Annotated in this window: 14 protein-coding genes; 5 read left to right on the top strand and 9 right to left on the bottom strand. The window is 68.1% G+C overall.

Features of this window, described 5'->3' with window-relative positions; genetic code table 11:
• Positions 1–464: 464 nt before the first annotated feature.
• Complete coding sequence (locus DB31_RS48880; RefSeq protein ID WP_157232040.1) at positions 465–1010, bottom strand: hypothetical protein; 546 nt, start codon at positions 1008–1010, stop codon at positions 465–467.
• Positions 1011–1234: 224 nt separating this feature from the next.
• Between DB31_RS48880 and DB31_RS51600 the strand changes: the two genes are divergently transcribed.
• Positions 1235–2176 carry an energy transducer TonB gene (locus DB31_RS51600; RefSeq protein ID WP_083968422.1) on the top strand — a complete coding sequence of 314 codons (942 nt, stop codon included), beginning with the start codon at positions 1235–1237 and terminating at the stop codon, positions 2174–2176.
• Between the two features lie 17 nt (positions 2177–2193).
• On the opposite strand, the gene DB31_RS18210 is transcribed toward DB31_RS51600, so the two are convergent.
• From DB31_RS18210 to DB31_RS18180, 7 genes are all read right to left on the bottom strand, one after another.
• Positions 2194–3501, bottom strand: coding sequence for a chloride channel protein (locus DB31_RS18210; RefSeq protein WP_044189236.1), 1308 nt, complete (start codon positions 3499–3501; stop codon positions 2194–2196).
• A 67-nt stretch (positions 3502–3568) separates the two neighbouring features.
• On the bottom strand, positions 3569–4132 hold the full coding sequence (locus DB31_RS46610; RefSeq protein ID WP_075306074.1) for a Uma2 family endonuclease: 564 nt from the start codon (positions 4130–4132) through the stop codon (positions 3569–3571).
• Positions 4133–4345: 213 nt separating this feature from the next.
• On the bottom strand, positions 4346–6859 hold the full coding sequence (gene leuS / locus DB31_RS18200) for a leucine--tRNA ligase (protein ID WP_044189232.1): 2514 nt from the start codon (positions 6857–6859) through the stop codon (positions 4346–4348).
• Between the two features lie 47 nt (positions 6860–6906).
• On the bottom strand, positions 6907–8109 hold the full coding sequence (locus DB31_RS18195) for an McrC family protein (protein ID WP_044189229.1): 1203 nt from the start codon (positions 8107–8109) through the stop codon (positions 6907–6909).
• Positions 8110–8114: 5 nt separating this feature from the next.
• Entirely contained in the window at positions 8115–9380 is a 1266-nt protein-coding gene (locus DB31_RS18190) for an AAA family ATPase (protein ID WP_052420064.1), read from the bottom strand.
• 46 nt (positions 9381–9426) lie between these two features.
• Positions 9427–9915, bottom strand: coding sequence for a hypothetical protein (locus DB31_RS18185; protein WP_044189226.1), 489 nt, complete (start codon positions 9913–9915; stop codon positions 9427–9429).
• The gene (locus DB31_RS18180) at positions 9912–11354 is read right to left on the bottom strand and encodes a reverse transcriptase family protein (RefSeq protein WP_044189224.1); all 1443 of its coding nucleotides are present in this window, start codon (positions 11352–11354) and stop codon (positions 9912–9914) included. The genes DB31_RS18185 and DB31_RS18180 overlap by 4 nt, the downstream gene beginning before the upstream one ends.
• A 557-nt stretch (positions 11355–11911) precedes the next feature.
• On the opposite strand from DB31_RS18180, the gene DB31_RS18175 reads away from it, so the two are divergent.
• The 4 genes from DB31_RS18175 to DB31_RS18160 all read left to right on the top strand — a co-directional run bounded on the left by DB31_RS18175 (position 11912) and on the right by DB31_RS18160 (position 16237).
• On the top strand, positions 11912–12574 hold the full coding sequence (locus DB31_RS18175; protein WP_044189223.1) for a prepilin-type N-terminal cleavage/methylation domain-containing protein: 663 nt from the start codon (positions 11912–11914) through the stop codon (positions 12572–12574).
• Between the two features lie 48 nt (positions 12575–12622).
• Entirely contained in the window at positions 12623–13960 is a 1338-nt protein-coding gene (locus DB31_RS18170) for a radical SAM family protein (RefSeq protein WP_052420063.1), read from the top strand.
• Positions 13957–14934, top strand: coding sequence for a PLP-dependent aminotransferase family protein (locus DB31_RS18165; protein WP_052420062.1), 978 nt, complete (start codon positions 13957–13959; stop codon positions 14932–14934). The genes DB31_RS18170 and DB31_RS18165 overlap by 4 nt, the downstream gene beginning before the upstream one ends.
• Before the next feature lie 217 nt (positions 14935–15151).
• A complete protein-coding gene (locus DB31_RS18160) occupies positions 15152–16237 on the top strand; it encodes a glycoside hydrolase 64/thaumatin family protein (RefSeq protein WP_044189220.1) in 1086 nt (361 codons plus the stop codon).
• Positions 16238–16337: 100 nt separating this feature from the next.
• On the opposite strand, the gene DB31_RS18155 is transcribed toward DB31_RS18160, so the two are convergent.
• The gene (locus tag DB31_RS18155) at positions 16338–19565 is read right to left on the bottom strand and encodes a glycoside hydrolase family 3 protein (RefSeq protein WP_044189218.1); all 3228 of its coding nucleotides are present in this window, start codon (positions 19563–19565) and stop codon (positions 16338–16340) included.
• Positions 19566–19600 lie beyond the last annotated feature (35 nt).

Genomic DNA, 19600 nt, shown 5'->3' with positions numbered 1-19600 from the left:
TGCGGATCGGTGCGGGTGCTTCCGATCAGCACATGATTAACGAGATCAAGTTTCCCAAAGAATTGACGGGGCCTCTTGGGCTGAAGCCGACTCGCCAGCCGCCAGTTCCCGGATCCTGATGAGCGCGCGGAGTCCGTGCGGACGGCCTGAGGCCCCAGGAACTGTCGAGCGGAGTGGCGCAGTCTCTGGCCAAAGCCATCACGGGGCATGGGAGAGCCTCGCAGCACCTGTTCGGAAATGTCGGGACTTTTAAGGCACAAAACCCCCGACATTTCCGAACAGGTGAGCAGGAGGTTCCTTCGTCTCCGCGCAGGGATGAACCGGAGGCATGTCAGACCGGCTGGGGAAAGTACGGGCGGCTTTTGTGGGGAAGGGGGTGCAGGGTGGCGAGCAACAGGTTGAGGGCGAGACCAGATCGATTCACGCGTCCGTCCGCCTCGGAGCTGGCGAGCAAGCTGGGACTGCTACGGCTTCGGGACGTGGAAGCGCATGGCATTCCGCGTCCACGCCTCCGGGTCGAACTCCGAGAAGTGGCTCCTGGCATCTGGGGTCGAACAAATGGGTCCTTCAGCAGGACGACCGTGGCCGCCAAGTGTGTGCCGCAGGCTGTGGTGTGCCTCTCGTCGGCGCTCTACTTCCATGGCCTGCTTCGTGAGGAACCTCCTGAGGTGTTTCTGGCCATCGGGGAGAAGGCACGGCGCCCGCGCCGGCAGCAACCACCGCTCCACATCGTCCGTTTCTCCGGGGCCGCGCTCTCCGAAGGCGTCGAGCACCACTCCGACTTCGGCGTGCCCGTGCGCGTCTATGGCGTGGCGAAGACCGTGGCGGACCTCTTCAAGTACCGAGGCAAGCTCGGCTTTCCAGGAGCGGTTCGTGCGCTTCGGGATGCGCTCCTGGCAGGGGTCTGCACACCCGAAGAAATCCTGCACTTCGGCGACATCTGCCATGTGACGCGGGTTCTGAAGCCTTACCTCGAAGTCCTCATGGCTCGACGTGGAGCTGAGATTCATGCGGCTCTTGCGAATCGGCAAGCTCTGGGTGTTCCCCGCCTGGGAACTTCGAGCCATGCCTCAACCTCAAGCCGGTACGACGGGCCTACCTGACCGTGAGCATCCTTCGCCATCCATGCTCCCAAGATGTTGGGTCGCATGCTGGCCGGGCAGCCTGGGTTGATGGCGATGGGGCTTTGCACTACACGGGAGGACTGGGGGCGCTCCACTCATCGCGCACTGAAATGCCCCTCGAAGCGCTGCGATCACGCCGGATGACGCTAGAGGCCGCTGCCAAGGATGAGGCTGAGCATACCGGGGCTGGGGTACCCGGTTCGGGCGGACGCCTGCTCTGGTTTGTGGGGGCCTCGTTTGTTCTGCACGGGCTGGTGGCGCTGGTCCTGCTGCGTGGAACGCGGGCGGATACAGTGGAGAGTCCTGGCGTACCCGTGGCTGCTCCCATGGCCGCGGAGATGATCTGGTTCGATGGTGCGGCCGGAGTCCCACCCTCCAGGAGGCTTGTTGCATCGGCCGCCATTGGTGAGCCGAAGTCAGTCCCTGTGGCCCGCGACGTGGCATACGAGAAGCCACCACCGGCAGCTTCTGCTCCGAAAGCGCGGCCCAGGGCTGTTCCCGCTGAGCCTGTCGCTCCGGCGGCGGATGCCGCTCCTGCTGTGGCTTCTGAGCAGAAGCGTGAGCTACCTGCAGAGCCTTCGTTGGGCGCGGCTGCCGCGGATGTTGCGGCCCGTGCCTCCTCGGAAGGAGTTTCGGGCGGGGAGTCCGGACTCCCGAGCAGTGAAGCGGGGGCCCCTGCCTCCGGTGGTGGAGTGGGGGCTCGGAGCGCCGCGGTTCCTGGCCCTGGTGGGGCAGGTGGAGCCGCACTGGGAGACCTCAGGGCCTATGCGCGGAGCCTAACGGCGGTGGTGGCTCGGCAGCGCCGATACCCGGAGACGGCGGTGCGGCTCGGCATGCAGGGCACAGCCCATGTCCAGCTTCGCCTTCGCCAAGATGGCTCGCTCGTGGAGGCGCCGCGGCTCGTCACCTCTTCGGGCCACGACATCCTCGATGCCGAGGCGCTCCGCATGGTCGAGGCTGCTGCTCCCTTCGCGCCTTTTCCCGACAGCGCCTCGCGCCCGGACGCCGGGTTTGTCATCCCCGTCGTGTTCTCCCTCCGCACGGCTCACTGAGAACGGCTGGTTTCAGCTCAGCGCGGAGTGGGCTCTCGAGGTTCCGGAGCCTTCGGCGGCTCCGAGGGTTCGGTGGGCAGATCTCGCAGCGGGATGAGACGGGCCAACAGCGGGCCCCCGTGCTTGAGCCGGGCAATGCGCTGCGCCGGGTAGATGCCCCGGTGTCCTGTGAGCAGATACGCCACTGTGGAGACGATGACCACGTGCGGCAGAACGCTCGCGCCCACCAACTCCACGGCCATGATGGAGAGCGCCAGCGGGGTATTCGCCGCCGCCGCGAACAGCGCCGCCATCCCCACCGCCGCTCCGAGGTCCACCGGCAGCCCGAGCAGCCGCGCCAGCACATTGCCAAGCGCCGCACCGATGAAGAACAGCGGCGTCACCTCGCCGCCCAGGAAGCCCGAGCCCAAGGTGACAGCCGTGAAGAGCAGCTTCCACGCGAATGCGCTCTCCGGCAGCGACGGATCCCCGAATGCGCGCACGATGGTGGGCACCCCCAGCCCCAAGTAGGCGTCCGTGCCCGCCAACCTCCAGAGCCCCACCACCGCCAGCCCTCCCACCGCCATGCGCACCGGCAGCCAGGGCACTCGGCCCTCCAGCAGCTTCTTCAGCCGGTGCGTCCCCTCCACGAAGACGATGGCCACCCCCGCCACCGCCACCGCGAAGGCCAGCCACTTCGCCAGCACCCCCGCCGACAGTGGCAGAGCGGCCGGGACTGGGTACACCGTGTGCACGATGCCCAGCGAGCGCGTGACGAGATCCCCCACCACTGAGGCCACCAGCGCGGGCAGCAGCGCCTCGTAGCCCAGCCGCCCCACGACGACGACCTCCAGGCCGAACACCGCGCCCGCAATGGGCGTGCCGAACACGGAGCCGAAGCCCCCCGCGATGCCCGCAGCCAGCAGCTCGCGGCGGATGTCCGGAGACACCCGGAGGCGGGAGGCGATGGCGTCCGCCAGGCTGCCTCCCATCTGCACGGCGGTGCCCTCGCGGCCGGCGCTCCCTCCGAAGAGGTGCGTGAGCACCGTGCCCAGCAACACCATGGGAGCCATGCGCAGGGGAATTTGCCGGTCGCCCTCGTGCACCGTGTCGATGATGAGGTTGTTGCCTCCACGGATGGGTGTTCCCCACTTCGCGTACAGCGCGCCGATGACGAGCCCCGCCAGGGGAAGCGTGTAGACGATGACGGAGTGGTGCTCGCGGAAGGTGGTGGCCTCTTCCAGCAGGAAGAGGAAGAGCGCGGAGGCTCCTCCACACACGCACCCCACGAGGCCCCCGAGGAGCAGCCACTGAGCGAGCGAGCGGGCACCGCGCGGAAGGGTCACGGCCGAGCAGTGTAGACGGAGCCCCGCAACAAGCGAGACATAGGCGAGGACTTCACACGCATCGACGTCAGCGCTCCCAGAGGCGGCTGAGCTTCAGCTCAAGTGCCTCGAAGGGTTCGGCCCGCACCCGGGCATCTCCCTCGTGTGCGCTCAGGCGTAACCAGCGCCCCTGCTCCAGCCGGTAGATCTCCAGCAGCCGGGGACGCGGATCCACGAACCACAGGTGCTTCACGCCTTCGCGTGCATACGCGCCCATCTTCCGTGCACGGTCCAAGGCCTCTGTGGAAGGGGAGATGACCTCGCACACCCAATCCGGCGCGAGCTCCATCGCAGCCGTGTCGGGAATCTCGGGGAGGCGTTCGCGTCTCCACCCTGCAAGGTCAGGGACGAGCGCGTCACCGCTCAAATGCAGCTCGGGTTCAATGAGGAGCACCCATCCGCCAGGCTTTTCGCCTCCAGGTGCGTCGTCGAAGGGGCCGACGTCTTGAAGCAGCCGAGCCGTCACACGCGCATGGGGCAACGCTGGCCGTGGACTCACATACAGCTCGCCGCCGACGATCTCCCCCACTTGGTGCGGCGGGACACTCTCCAAGTCCTCATAGGAGGCGCGTCGCGCTGGCCTATCGCTCATGTCCTCAGAATGCAGCCCTGTCCTTGCCATCGCAACCGGCTCGCCCCATACCCCATCCATGTGTTCGCTCATGAATGGAGCATGCACCCTACCTCTGACATTCTGCTCGGGTGCTCCTCCCTCGTGGGTCCTGCCGTCTTGGCTGGGACCACGCTGGGCAAACCTGTCGGACAAGTAGACCGGTTCGCCCAACGTGCGCCCGGGAAGCCCGACTCAGGCCACCACGATGTTGACGATCTTCCCCGGCACCACGATGACCTTCTTCACCGTCTTGCCTTCCACCTGCCGCGCGACGTTCGGCAGCGCGAGCGCCTGCTCCCGGACGGTGGCCTCCGCCGCGTTGCGCTCCACCTCCAGGCTGCCGCGCAGCTTGCCGTTGACCTGCACCGCGTAGGTGATGACCGCGTCGATCGTCAGCGCCTCGTCATGCGCCGGCCAGGCCTGCTGCACGAGGAACCCACTGCTCCCCAGCTTCTCCCACGCCTCGTCTCCGAGGTGCGGCGCGAACGGCCCCACCAGCTTGATCAGCGTCAGCAGGTCCTCGCGCGTGGCTCCCTGGCTCGTGAGCGCGTTCACGTACTCCATCATCGCGGCAATGGCCGTGTTGAACTGCATGCGCTCCAAATCGTTCGTCACGCGCTTGATCGTCTTGTGGCGCAGGCGCTGGTGCGGATCGTTCTCCGGCTGCTTCCCGGCGTCGAACTCCTCCGCCAGCCGCCACACCCGCCGCAGGAACCGGCTGCAGCCCTCGATGGCCCGAGGATCCCACGGCTTGGGCAGCTCGAACTCGCCCATGAACATCTCGTACAGCCGCAGCACGTCCGCCCCGTACTCCGCCACCACGTCGTCCGGGTTCACGCCGTTCATCTTCGACTTCGCCATCTTCTCGACCTGCACCGACAGCTTCTCGCCGGTCGACTTCAGGTAGGCGTCGTCCCCGCGCAGCTCCACCGCGGACAGCTCGTGGTAGCGGCCCATCGCGTCCTGGTACGTGTACGCCAGCACTGTCCCCTGGTGGCGCAGCTTCTTGAACGGCTCCTTCGTCGTCACCCAGCCCAAGTCGAACAGCACCTTGTGCCAGAACCGCGCGTAGAGCAGGTGCAGCACCGCGTGCTCCGCCCCTCCCACGTACAGGTCCACGTTCATCCACTGCTTCTCCGCCTCGCGCGACCACGGCTCCTGCGCGTTCGCCGGATCCAGGTAGCGCAGGTAGTACCAGCACGAGCCCGCCCACTGCGGCATCGTGTTCGTCTCGCGCCGCCCCGCTCCACCGCACTTCGGGCAGCGCGTCTCCAGCCACGAGGGAATCGTCGCCAGCGGGGACTCGCCCGTGCCCGAGGGCTCGTAGCGCTCCACTTCCGGCAGCAGCACCGGCAGCTCGCTCTCCGGCACCGGCACCGGGCCGCATTGCGCGCAGTGGACGATGGGGATGGGCTCGCCCCAGTAGCGCTGCCGCGAGAACACCCAGTCGCGCAGCCGGTAGCTCACCGTCTTCTTCCCGAGCCCCTTCGCCTCCAGCTGCGCGGTGATCTTCCGCTTGGCCTCGGCCGTCGGCAGTCCGTCCAGCTCGCCCGAGTTCACCGCCACGCCGTCCTCGGTGAACGGCTTGCCGGGCTCGGCATCGCCGGACACCGGGCGGACCACCTGCTGGATGGGCAGCCCGAACTTCACCGCGAATGCATGGTCCCGCTCATCGTGCGCGGGCACCGCCATGATGGCGCCCGTGCCGTAGGTGGCCAGCACGTAGTCCGCGATCCAGATGGGGATCCGCTGTCCGTTCACGGGGTTCAGCGCGTAGCCGCCCGTGAAGGCGCCCGTCTTCTCCTTGGAGAGCTCGGTGCGCTCCAGGTCGCTCTTGCGCCGCGCCGCCGCCTGGTAGTCTGCCACCGCCTGCCGCTGCTCCGGAGTGGTGAGCTTCTCCACCAGCGCGTGCTCGGGCGCGAGCACCATATAGGTGGCCCCGGAGAGCGTGTCCGGGCGCGTGGTGAACACCCGGAGCTCGGCGTTGGCGGCAGGGCCCTCGGCGACGCGGAAAATCACTTCCGCGCCCTCCGAGCGGCCAATCCAGTTGCGCTGCATGGCCAGCGTGGACTCGGGCCAGTCCACCTCGGCGAGGTCCTCCAGCAGCCGATCCGCGTACGCGGTGATGCGCAGCACCCACTGGCGCAGATCCTTGCGCTCCACCTGCGTGCCGCAGCGCTCACACTTGCCGCCGGATACCTCCTCGTTGGCCAGGCCCGTCTTGCACGAGGGGCACCAGTTGATGGGCATCACCGACTCGTAGGCGAGGCCCTTGCGGTAGAGCTGCAGGAAGATCCACTGCGTCCACTTGAAGTACTTCGGGTCGGTGGTGTTGACCTCGCGGTCCCAGTCGTACGCGAAGCCCACCGAGTCGATCTGCCGCCGGAAGTTGGAGACGGCCCGCTCGGTGGTGATGCGCGGGTGGATGCCCGTCTTGATGGCGTAGTTCTCCGCCGGCAGGCCGAAGGCGTCCCAGCCCATGGGGTGGAGCACGTTCCAGCCCTGCATCCGCTTCCACCGCGTGAGGATGTCCGTGGCGGTGTAGCCCTCGCAGTGGCCCACGTGGAGCCCCGCACCCGAGGGGTAGGGGAACATGTCGAGCGCGTAGAACTTCGGCTTCTTCGGGTCGAAGGAGGTCTTGTGCAGCTGGGCCTCCTGCCAGCGCTTCTGCCACTTCGGTTCGACGGTGCGGTGCTCGTAAGCCATGGCCGGGCACCTTAACTCCAGGCCGTGATCGCCGCAGCCTCGATGATTCAGAGGAGCCCGCGCAGCTCCTGGAGGAGGCGCTCGCCTGCTTCCTCTGGCCGTCTCTCGAGATCGAACACGAGCGAACTCACCCGCACGTCCCCCACGTGGAGCCGTACGGGCTGGGCGCTCCGGGACGGGTAGATGAGGAATGCGCGGTGCGTCCGCATGCGCGTGGCGTAGGCGACCATCTGCTGGATGTCGGCCACGGCGGGCTCTCGCGTGTCCTTGTACTTCGTGTCCAGCACGGCCAGGACACCTCCGGTCCTCTCGTCGGTGAGCACCAAATCGATCTTGAAGTGCAGGCTCCCGGTGGGCTCGAGGTCCGCATGGTGCTGGACGCTCAGGCTCATTCCCTCCGGGAGGTGGCGCTGGAGCCAGCGAGCGACGAACGCCTCGAAGAGCGTGGGCATGTGCAGGGTGAACGGTAGCAGGCCGTGGTCCCCGCCCTCCAGCGCCGGACCGCTCTGCTCGAGGAAGAACCTGCACAGCGCGTGCATGGGCCGGTAGTCCTCGTTCAGCCGGTCATAGAAGCGGTGCACGCAGTCGCGCGGGAGCACCTGGCGCGGCTCAATCATGGGCACCAACGCCCGGCTCGCCCGGCGGAGCTGTTCCCGGACATCCTCCCGGCCCAGAGGGAAGCGGTGGAGCAATGACAGAGTCCACGCGAGGATCTGGTTGTCGAGGACACTCTCCGTCAGCTCCTGGTACTCGCAGAAGAGCTGCGGCGATGCCACGCCTCCCGACCTCAGCGATTCGCGGGGCAGGATTCTCCCGCGGACATAGGGCAGGGCCTCTTGCTGCTCCACGTAGTCGCGGTAGAGCCCCTTGCGGACCCGCTCCAGGATGCGCCGCGCCAGCAGGGAGACGAGCGTCTCGTAGACCTCGTCGATCGCGCCCACGCCCGCGTGGCCTTCGTGGATCTGGAACGAGTCGAGATCATAGGCGTACTCCAGCATCCGGAAGAGGCTTCGCACCGGCACCTTCGGACGCACCCGCACCACGAGCGAAGGGGTAACCGGGAGGTTCCCGACGCAGCCTCGGGACTTGAAGCGGTAGTGGCCCCGGGTCCGGGGGCTGGGGAACTCGACGTCGATGCGGTGGCCATGGCGGGCATGGATGGCCAGCGCCAGCTCCTCGGGGAGCTCGGAGGCGGCGAGCTCGTGAAGCTGGTTCTCTTCCCACTCCAGGGTGCGCAGGGAGAGGGACACGCGGCTCAGCTCCAGTCCTTCAGGCGGGTCCGGGCGAGGTCCCTCCAGCGGAAGGGCTCCATCTTCTTCGGCTGGTCATAGAAGAACTCCTCCAAGTAGGGCTCGATCTCGCACTCCCAGATGTCCGGCAAGTGCTCGCGCAGCTCGCTTCCCATGAAAAAGGAGATGCCCAGCTCATAGTTCGGGTCTTCGATGAGGCGGTTCACGTCGCGCAGCACCTCGAGGAGGGAGGCGGCGGGGAGTCCTGCCCGGTCGAGGTGCTGCTGGAGGACGTCGTAGTCGGGCCGTAGCCGGAGAAAGGCGAAGCGCCGCCGGAGCGCATGATCCATCCGCGCGATGGAGCGGTCCGCGGTGTTCATCGTCCCGATCACCGTCACGTTGCGAGGGATGCGCAGAGGCCTGCCGCCCGCCGCGAGGGGGACGCTCTGGTCCCGGTATTCCAGCAGGTACATCAGCTCGCCGAAGACGCGCGGCAGGTTGGCCCGGTTGAGCTCATCCAGGATGAGCACACACGGGGCAGGATCCAGCTCCTCTGCTTTGCGGCAGAAGCGGACGAAGCGGCCCGGAAGGAGCTTGTAGCTCAGCGCGCCCTTCACCACTTTGGGGCGGATGCCTTGGATGAAGTCCTCGTACGCATAGGCGGGGTGGAACTGGAGCGTCTCCACCTGTCCATGCGTCTCCGAGAGCAGGAGCTTGGCCAGGCGGGCCGCCAGGAACGTCTTCCCTGTCCCAGGAGGTCCCTGGAGGATGACCTGCCGCTTGCGCTCCAGAATGCGCAGCCACCCATCCAACTGCTCGGGCGGGAGGCCCGTGTCCGCGAGCAGCTCCTCGCGGGTATAGCGAGGGTGGCTGGACCGAGGACGCATCACCTCCGCACGGACGGGCTCATCGATGACCATGAGGTCCGGCTCTGGCCTCTCGCGTGAGAGGTTGCGCTTCTCGTCTTCAGAAAGGAGGGGAAGGCCGTAGCGCCCACCCTCAGGGGTATTCAAGGCTGTATTGAGGGCTATCTGCTGCGCTTCGGGCAGCCAAGCCACCAGCCCAAAGGTCCCATCTTCCCTGCGGTGGAAGGGCCTGATGGCCCGGGGCTTCGAGACAGCGACGCCCAGCGAGGCGCGGAGCAGCTCGGTAGACAACGTCGCTTCCGGCGTCTTGCCTTCAGTGTTGCACAGCCTCTGTTCCTGGATCTGCTGCCAGATCTCCTCGACGCGCAGAGGTTTGCCGTGTGACTCGAGGACCTGCTGTGCCGCCTGGATGAATGTCAGCGCCAAGGTTGCTTCAGTATAGGCGCTCAACCAACAACGGGCAGGGGTGGCCTCAACCCACACGGGGAGGAAAGAGCATGTGCCCCAGGCGCTTCTTGGAGCCGAGCAGCGCCTGCTTGAAGTCCTCGGACTCGCGGGGCCGCGCCAGCTTCAGCACGTCGTGGCACACCAAATCCGACGGCATCATGCACACCAGGGAGTTGTCGGCGGACTGGGCCTCGTCGTCATCGCGATCGATGGTCCAGTCCTGGCTCTGCATGACCTCCAAGAGCGCTTCGCGCGAGCCCCGGAGCCAGGCTTCGAGGCGCGGATCCTGCCGGTGCTGCGCGGGCACCACCAGCATGCCCTGCTCCTTCACATCGCGGATCGAGACCTCGCCGCTCTCGTCCAGGTAGAACGTCACCAGCCGAAGCACGGCGTAGACGTCGTCTGGATGGGCGTCCTCGGGCCGCCACGGATCGTCCGGCACCCAATGAAGGGCAAAGTAGTGCGACGCGATGGGGAACGTGGTCTCGAAGAGCGCCCGGAGGTCCGGCGTCACGGCTGCCCGCGCTTCTCCAGCGCCTCGAGCTGCTGCAGGAAGGCGCGGCCCTTCGCCGGATCCGTCATGTGGATGAACGCCGCCATCCCCTTGAGCTGATCCAGCGACTCGCCCTCACGGCCCGGCTTGCCCTTCTCCCGGTTGTGGATCGCCGCGCGCAGCCGCCGGATGACGTCCCTCGGCACGCGGGCGGCCGGCACTCCGTTGGGCGCCTCGTTCACCACCAGCCCCGTCACCCGCTGCCGCGTGCCCTTGCGCAGCACCCGCGTCTTGTCCGGGTGCAGCGTGAAGCCCTCGGCCTCCAGGATGCTCTTCACCCGCGCCAGCAGCAGCGCCACCGGTGCGTCCGCCTGCGCCTTCCCCTTCGCCCCCTTCGCCCGCTTCCACGAGAACGTCAGGTCATCCGCGTAGCGCGTGTACGTGAAGCCCAGCCGCTTCGCCATCGCCGACACCCGCTTGTCCAGCTTCAGGCACAGCGCGTTCGTGATCGCCGGAGAGGTAGGCGCCCCCTGCGGCAGCGCCCGGGGGCCCTTCGCCACGTAGAGCGTCTTGCCCCGGAACTGCATCACCTCGCGCGGGGCCTCCGTGGACAGCAGCGAGAGCAGCGTCGCCGCGTGCTCCTCCAGCCCGCCCTTGCGCAAGAGCCCCTTCACCCGGCGCCACGTCACCGAGGGGAAGAAGTCCTTCACGTCCACCTTCACCAGCACGTCCGCGCCCCGGTGCGCCAGCGCGTTGGTGAGGATGGAGCGCCCCGCCACGAAGCCGTGCGCCGCTCCGTGCACCGGCAGCCGCTCCACCACGTTCGACAGCACCCAGCGCTGCGCCGCCTTCAGCTCCTTCTTCGGCGCCGTAATCGTCCGCTGGCCGCCGTCCCGCTTCGGAATCTGCCAGCTCTGGTAGTGCGTGCCCGTGTCCACCTCGCGGTGGAAGGCGAACCAGCGCAGCCGCGCCACCGGCACGCCCAGCGCCTTGGCCAGCGCCTCCGCCGAGTCCAGCGCCGGCATCCCGTTCGCCTTCGCCCGCTCCTCGCGGTGGGGCACGTCGAACTTGTCCGGGCCGCCCTGCTCGTCCCAGTGCACCCCCACGCCCAGGTGGTTGATGTGCGTGGCCTTCCACGCCTCCCAGACCTCGCGCTCCAGCTTGCGGCGCTCCCCGGCCTCGGCCTTCTTCTTCTCCTTCCAGGCCGCCTTCTGCTTCTCGGAGAGCTCCTCGAAGTCCACCTCCTCGGCGGCCACGCCCCGGGCCACGAGCTGCTGGCGGACCCACTCGTCCTTGCCGCCCGCCTCCTCCACGGCCTTCCACTGCGCCAGGAGCACCTCGTGCCGCTGACGGCGCGCCTCGCGCTGGGCGAGCGCCGCCGCCGAGGGCGGGGTGGGTTGGGGGGCGGTGCCGGGCTGCGGCGGCGCTGCGGGGACGTGTGTCTCCAGCTTGGAGGTCATGGCAGCTCCTGATGTCGAGGCGGCTACGGGCGGGGGCGGCGAGCCGCGAGCGATCGAGAGAGGCCCCTAAGGCACCACCTGCTTACCTGGGGCACGGTAGCCTCACCGGCTCTCCCTGGCGCCGACCTTCTAGAGCGCTAGGGAAACGGCGGTTGCGTCGTTGGTTCCGCTCCCTGGCGCTCTAGAAGGTCGGCGCCAGGATGAGAGCCAAGAACAGGCTACCTTGCGGAGAGTGTCCAGCATTGCATCCAGAGCGGCGCAGCGCCGCTCCCGCGCTCGAGGCGCTGAGGCTGATGGCTTTGGGACCTCTCTCGGTCGTTCGCGTGGGAAGTGAGAGTTCGCTCGCTCGTACCCGCCCTGCTGGCTGAGGGGTAGGCAGCCAGACAGTCCGGTTTTCTACACCAGCCCAGAGGGGCCGTCGATGAACGGAAGCCTCGGCTCCCCCGCCGATCCATCCCAATCCATCAGGAGGTTTTAGGCTTGGCGGTTATTCCCGGTTTTGCTATGTGAACCCGCCTTTTTTCTCACATTCCCACAAATCAAGAGAGGCGGGCGTCATGAAGAGCAATCGAAGCCGCGGTTTCACCTACATCGAATGTCTGGTGGCGCTGGCCATGGCGGGCGTGTTGATGGTCATCGCGCTGCCGCGCTTCCTCCGGGCGCAGACGCACGCGCGCCAGTCCGAGGCCATCACCCACCTCAAGAGCCTGCACACGGCGATGATGACGCAGCAGAACAAGCCCTCGAACATCCACGTCTACAACTTCGATCCGCCGCGCGGGAACCGGTACAGCTACCACCTGGATCATGGGTGCCACACGACGGAGAACCGCAGCAACCAGGACGCCGTGAAGCACAGCGGGGACGTCTGCGTGGGGGTGGATAACTTCGCCTATATGATGTTCCCCCGGACCTTCACCCCGGTGCGCGTGGTCAACCCGGTGTGGAGCCAGCGGGACGCAGGCAATGGGATGGGCGCCAGCGCGGGTATCTTCGGCACGTGCGGCTATCCGGACTCGTGGGACTACCTGGCGTATGCGGCCGGGGACACGGACTTCGAGGGCACCGAGGACTACGAGCATCTGTGGGACTCGGCGGACACGTGGCTCATCTCCTCGGCGGACGGCCAGCTCCACCGGGTGTGCCCGGCCACCACGAGCCCCGTGTCGGCACCCGCGGGCGAGCCGTTCATGGTGTACGACGACGCGGCCTGCAACTGAGCACGGCGTGAGAGCGGGCGGCTGAGCGGCGAAGGGGGATTGGCAGGCATGCGCCTCACGGTTCATGCTCGGGGGATGGGGGAGACCCTCTTTCACATCACCGTCCTCTCCAACTTCGCGCGGGCCTTCGACAAGTACGCTTTGAGCTACTCGAAGGCCCGCATCCCCGAGAGCACCTTCCCCGATCGCTTCTTCCTCCTGCGCCAGGAGGAGCTCGGCATCGGCATCCGCAAGGCCAGCGGCCTGCTGGAGCGGCTGGGGCTCGAAGGGGATCGGCTCATCGCGCTCGAGACACACGTGCCGTCCGAGCAGCTCCAGCCCAATGAGCGCACGGGGCTCGGCCGCTTCATCCTCGGGCCGGAGATCCGCCTGAGCGCGGTGCACGCGGTGGGGCCCGAGGGCACGCTCACGCGCTGGGACGTAGAGACGGCCTTCGCGCGCTCGCTCCAGGTCCTCCATCCCACCTTGAAGCCCTACGAGGCGCTGAGCCCGCGCTCCATCTCCTTCCTCCCCATCGCCCGCGGCTGCCAGGCGGACTGTGCGTTCTGCTTCTCCGAGGCCTCCATCTCGGCGGATCAGGCCCAGGCGGCCCTGTCGAAGGAGGTGGTGGAGGCCCACCTGGATGAAGCGCTCGCGCGCGGCGCGGAGCGTGCCGTCATCACCGGAGGCGGTGAACCCGGGCTTTTGCCCCTGCCGCGCTTGCTGGAGCTCGTGCGAGCCTGTGCCGCGCGCTTTCCCCAAAAGGTGGTGCTCATCTCCAATGGAGTCTTCCTCGCGCGTCTGGACGATGAAGCACGCGGCCGGGCGCTGCTGCAGCTCGAGGAGGCGGGGCTGACGGTCCTCTCCTTGTCCCGGCACCACGCGGAGCCCTCGCGGAACGCGGCCCTCATGCGGCTGGACACCGGCACCGAGCGCGTCCTCGGGAGCTTCCGCTCCGGAGGCTTCCACAGCCTGCGCCCGCGCCTGGTGGCCGTACTGCAGCGAGGTGGGCTCGACTCCGAGCAGACCTTCGCGGAGTACCTGCAGTGGGCCGCCGCGCAGGGCGTCGACGAGGTGACGTGGAAGGAGCTCTACGTCTCCACCTCGGAGGAGTCCGTGTACCACTCCCGCCCGTCCAACCTCTGGAGCCGCGAGCACCAGGTGTCGCTCGCGCTGGCTACGGAGTGGCTCCAGGCACAGGGGTGGCGCCGGGTGGCCGAGCTGCCCTGGGGTTCACCTATATATGAAGGAGTGGTGGACGGGCGGCGGATGCGGGTGGCCACCTATACCGAGCCGAGCCTCTTCTGGGAGCGCTCGAACGGCCTGGCCCGGAGCTGGAACGTGCTCGCGGATGGCGCGTGCTACGCCTCGCTCGAGGATCGCCGCAGCCGCCTGGAGCTGACATGAACTGGGAGGAATACAAGCGCCGCTGCCGCGAGCTGCTGGCCAGCGAGCGAGGCGCGAAGCTGGTCCGGCTCGACTGCATGAATCCCCCCAAGGCCCTGTCGGCGCTCGCCCCGGCGCTCCCGGCAGAGCTCCCGGTGCGGGATGCCCAGGAGCTGGAGCGCGCGTGGCGCGAGTGCTTCCACCTGCCTCGCACGGGGCCTGGGCCCGAGGCGCGCATGCTGCTGGGGCGCGGAGTGCGCGACCTGCTGCGAGCCCTGTTCCACGCCTTCGCTCGCGAGGGCCGGGTGCTGCACGCGCCGTCGGACGTCTATCCCGTGTACCACTCGCTGGCGGCGAGCGCCGGGCTGGCCGTGCACGCGTTCCCCACGGTTCCCTTGCCGCAGCTCCCGGAGCAGGCGCCCGGAGCCGCGCCGGAGGTGCTGCTCCTGCCGGATCCGCTCGTGCCCCTGGGCCGGTGGCTCTCGGAGGAGGAGGGCCGGAAGCTGGAGGCCTGGCTCGCGGCGGATCCACGGCGGCTCGTGGTGATCGACGCCGTGTACACCTTCGCCTCCCGCTTCACCGGGGTGACGGAGCGGCTGCTCCAGACGGGGCAGGCGCTGCTGGTGCACTCGCTCGCCAAGGGCCACCTCACCCCGGAGCTGGCGGGCTTCGCACTGGTCCCCGGCGCCGTCGCCCGAGGCGTGGAGGCCGTCGAACCCCTCCAGCTCGAGTCCACCGCGCTGCGTCAAGCCTGCTTCCTGCTGGAGCGCCACCCGGAGCTGCCCCAGCGCGTCCAAGCCCGCTTCGAGGAGCAGTGGGGCCAGGTCCGCGAGCGGCTGGGGACGCTGCCCTTCGATGTTCCTCGGACCGGCTATTTCACCACCAGCTCCAAGAGTTTCGAGGAGTTGCTCGAGCAGGGCTGGCTGGCGGTGCCCGGCTCGGTGTTCGGTCCGCCCGAGGCGCGCTGGACCGCGGTGACGTGCCTCCTGGGGTGACGGCGGGCGGTGACTGCCGTCATCACTCGGTGACAGGAGTCCCACCTTGAGGTGGTGACAGCCGTCATCCCTCGCAGGGGCTGATCCGCTACTCGGGCCGCTCCCGGCCCTCGGAGAGGCTGGGCAGGGCACGTTGGCACACCTCCTGCTTCATGTCGTGAGCAGAGGCCACACCCGGTGGCCCCTCCCGAACCCCCCTCTTTGGAGGAACCCCGTCATGGCGATCTCCCCTCTCTCGAAGCCCGCGTTTGCCCGGTCCTCCGCTCTCTCCACCTCGACCCCCTCGCCGATCTCCTCTCAGCCGCGGGGCATGCAGGGCCTGCAGCAGGGTCCGCAGCAGGGCAGCGCGCTGCGCCGGATGCTCATGAGCGACGGCTTCGACGCGCCGGTGGGTATGGGCAAGATGGGCGCGGGCAAGATGGGCGGCCTCGAGAAGGGTGGCATCGACTCGACGATGAAGATGCTCACCCAGATGACCGACCTGCTCGCCAAGGCCACGCAGATGCTGGCCAGCGAGCTGGGCCGGGGCATCCCCGGCATGCAGGGCGCGTCGGCTCCCCAGATGGGCGGCATGTCGGCCGCGGGCGCCCCGAGCGCGATGAGCGGGATGGGTGCTCCGAGCGCCGCCGCCGCTGCTCCGGCCGCCGCCGCCGCCGCTCCGGCCGCCCCGAGCGCCGCCGCCGCCGCTCCGGCTGCTCCGGCCGCTCAGGGGGCCTCGCAGGTCGCCGGCCCTGAGGCCGTCTCCGCTCAGAAGGGCTCGCAGGTGGGCGAGCGGACGATGACCTTCGTCAACGATGGCAACTCGCCCATGAACATCCAGTTCACGCCGAACGCCGGGGACAAGGCGATCGACGGCGTGACCCTGAAGCCGGGCGAGACGAAGACGGTGGCGTTCCCGGACGGCTGGTCCGGCAACTTCCGCAGCACGGCGGGTGACGGGAAGAACGCGACGCTCGGCGAGGTGAAGTTCAACGGCGGCGGCAACAACACCTACTACGACGTGAGCTACATCGAGGGCGCCAACGCCGCGATGACCATCAAGCCGGAGAGCGGCGGCCGGCTGTCCGGCACGATGGACAACCTGCTGTCGGGCGCCCCGGACTCCATCAAGGCCAAGGACGCCAACGGGGACGTCTACGGCATCAAGAAGACCACGACGTCCAACGTGCAGGACGGCTCGGTGGTGGACTACTACCGGAAGCACGTCGGGGCGGACCAGGGCTACGTCATCCCCACGGACGACGCGAGCACGCTGGGCTCGAAGGACAGCCACCTCGTGGTCCACATGAAGAACCTGACCTGAGACGCAGACCCTAGAAAAGGCTTCGCCACCCGTCGGGGCAGAGAGGGTGGCGAAGCGCAGCACTGGCGCGGAGTGACCCGCGCCAGCTTTTTCCAAGCCGTCAGTTGAGCTGCTTCAGGATGCGGATGCCGCGGATCTGGAAGTGGATGTTGCCGCGCTGGTCATCCCAGGCAGGCAGGAGCTCGAGGATGGAGGAGAGCTTCGCCGGGTCCCAGTTGGCTGAGTAGTCGGGGCTGGAGAACGGCAGCTTCACCGTCGTCCAGATGCCGACCTCCGGATGGCCGATGAGGGTCTTCAGGTCGCCGGTCGTGCAGCTGCCGTCCGTCTTGCGGTTGCAGACCAGCTTCACCCAGAAGTCCTGCGTGGTGTTGCCGTAGTCGAGCACCTTCAGCTGGAACTGCACGCCGCCCGTGGCGGCGATGGGCGACACATCCAGGAGCGTCGGGTCCTTGATCGTGAGGAAGAAGCCGCCGTTGCCACCGCCGTCCGTGACGCCGTTGAGCACCACGTCGATCAGCTTGTCGTCCGAGACCTCGAGGTCCGGCGTCACCGTGACGCTGCCCGAGCCGTAGGACCAGCCCCCGGGGGTGCTGAACACCGCGCTGTCCGCCACGCCATTCACGTAGACGTCCTTGTCGTTGGTGATCTGGAGGATGTTGCCGCCGGTGCCGCCGCTCTCGCAGGGGACGTTGCCCACCTTGTTGGGCTCCCAGCGGATGTTGGCGACGGACAGCTCCATCGTGCCCTCGGTGTAGAACAGCATGGGGGTGTTGATGGTGGTGAAGTCCGTGCCCTTCTGCGAGAAGCACTGCAGCGGGATGGCCAGCTCGGTCCAGGTGTTGACCGGCAGGGCCTTGAGCGCCGCGGTCACGTCGATCTCGCCACCGCACGGGTACACGCAGTCGATGCGGGCCTTCACCGAGGCGCTCGGCGCGGCACCCAACCGGGCATCGAAGACGAGCGCGCCGTTCGCATTCAGGTAGGACTGCAGGTTGCGGACGTCGCCGTTGGTCGCGCTCTGCATGTAGAGCTGGCCGGTGGTGGTCCAGGTGGCCTTCACCGCCGCCCACTGGAGGCCGTTGCGGTCATCCACCGGGGTGGCGGTGACTTCGCCAGCGGGCGTCTTCGTGCTGTTGCTGGTGGACTGGACGATGTCGACACCGCCCCAGTTGGACGGAGCGCCCAGGCGCATCACCCAGTTCTCCTGGTTGCCGCGCTCGAACACCGGCAGCGGCAGCGTCGCCGTGCCACCGCCGCCCTCCACGCCGCAGCCCACCTCGGGGCTGGCCTCGTCATACGCGCCCTGCTCCGAGGTGTCGGAGGAGGTCATCCCGTAGCCGTAGGCGTAGAGCGGGGCATAGCTGGCGTCGCCGCGGTTGAGCGACGTCTGGCAGGCCGCCTTGGGCCACGAGTACGAGAGCTTGCCGGTGAAGTCGAAGTTGACCGAGCCGTCCTCCTTCTTGAACAGCACGTCCGCGAGGCCATCGCCCTCGGTGCCCGGGAGCCAGGCCGCGACGAACGCATCCGAGCGGTTGAGCTCCTTGTTCACGTAGAGCGGGCGGCCGGAGAACAGCACCGTGACGATCTTCTTCACGCCCTTGGCCTTCAGGCTGTCGATGAGCGTCAGGTCCTCCGGGCGCAGCTTGGCGAGCTCCATCGTCTTGGTGTTGCCGATGTCGCCCTGGCCCTCGGCGTACGGCGTCTCGCCGATGAACACGATGGCGGCGTCATAGGTGGCGTCCGCCAGCGCACCGTTGGCGCTGGTGTCGAGCGTGGCCGTGGGGACGATCTTCTGAATGGCCTGCCACGCGGTGGTGCCGCCGCCGAAGTCGGCGTTGGTGTTGTTGGTGCCCTGCCACGTCAGCGACCAGCCGCCGGTCTGGTTCGACAGGCTGTCGGCGCTCTTGCCGGTGACGAGCACCTTGGCATTGCGCGCCAGCGGCAGCGTGTGGCCGTTGTTCTTCAGCAGCACCAGCGACTTGCGCACGGCCTCGCGGGCCACGGCGCGGTTCTCGGCGGTGCCCAGCTCGTGCGAGGCGTTGCGCAGCGAGGGCTTGGGCTTGTCGAAGAGGCCCGCACGGTACTTCACGCGGAGGATGCGGCGCACCGCATCGTTGATGCGCTCCTCGGGAATCTCGCCGCTGCGCACCGAGGCCAGGGTGTTGGTGATGAACGCCTTCCAGTCATCCCGGTAGGGCACCATGATCATGTCGATGCCGGCGTTGATGGCCTGGGGGCAGTTGCTGTTGGAGCAGTCGACGGCAGAGTCGCTGTTGGCCTTGGCGATCTGGCCGATGCCGTTCCAGTCGGAGATGACGAAGCCATCGAAGCCCATCTGGGTCTTCAGCACGTCCGTGAGCAGGTACTTGCTGCCGTGCAGCTTGTAGGCCTTGGCGGTCTCGCCCTGCTCCTTGTTCTGCCAGCTGTTGTACGAGGCCATCACCGTCTGCGCGCCCGCCTTGAGCGCGGTGAAGTAGCCGCGGCCGTGAATCTCGCGCAGCTCCTTCTCCGTGACGGTGGTGACGCCCTGGTCCTTGCCACGGGTGGTGCCGCCGTCGCCGATGAAGTGCTTGGCCGTGGCCACCACCCGCTCGTTCGTCTTCGCGTCCTTGCCGAGCAGGCCCTGCAGGCCCTCGATGGCCTTGCCGCCATAGGCCTCGACGAGCTCGGGGTCCTCCGAGAAGCCCTCGTAGGTGCGGCCCCAGCGGTCATCCCGCACCACCGCGAGCGTCGGAGCGAAGGCCCAGTCGATGCCGGTGCGGGACACCTCGCGGGCCGTCACCTCGCCGATGCGGCGGATGAGGTCCGGATCATGCGCCGCGCCCAGGCCGATGTTGTGGGGGAACATCGTGGCGCCGCGCACGTTGTTGTGGCCGTGCACGGCGTCGGTGCCCCACATGATGGGGATGCGGTGCGGGTTGGCCGGATCCATCGAGGCCTCCCACAGCTCGTCGGCGCGGGCGACCCAGTCCTGGATGGCCGCGGCCTTGTTGCCGCCGGGCCAGGAGCCGCCGCCGTTCAGCACCGAGCCGAGGTGGTACTGCTTCACCTCGGCGGCGGTGACGTTGGGGATCTCCACCTGGGTCATCTGCCCGACCTTCTCCTCGAGCGACATGGCCTTCAGCAGCGCATCCACCTTGGCCTCGAGCGCTTCATCCCGGGGGATGGCGCTGTCGATGCGGGGCCAGCCGTCCGGGGGAGGAGGAGGCTCGGGAGGAGGCTCCTCGATGGGAGGCGGGTTCGGCTTGTCCTCCTTGCAGGCGGTGAGGGTGAGCGTCAGAAGGGCGGCTCCACGCAGGAGCGCCCGCCAGGTGAATGACTGTTTCATGTCCTCTCCTCTGTACTGCCTACAAGCCCCCTGAA

The sequence above is a fragment of the Hyalangium minutum genome (assembly GCF_000737315.1).
Taxonomy (GTDB): Bacteria; Myxococcota; Myxococcia; order Myxococcales; family Myxococcaceae; genus Hyalangium; species Hyalangium minutum.
The sequence above is the reverse complement of the archived record's forward strand: the minus strand, read 5'-3'. Positions and strand labels throughout refer to the sequence as shown.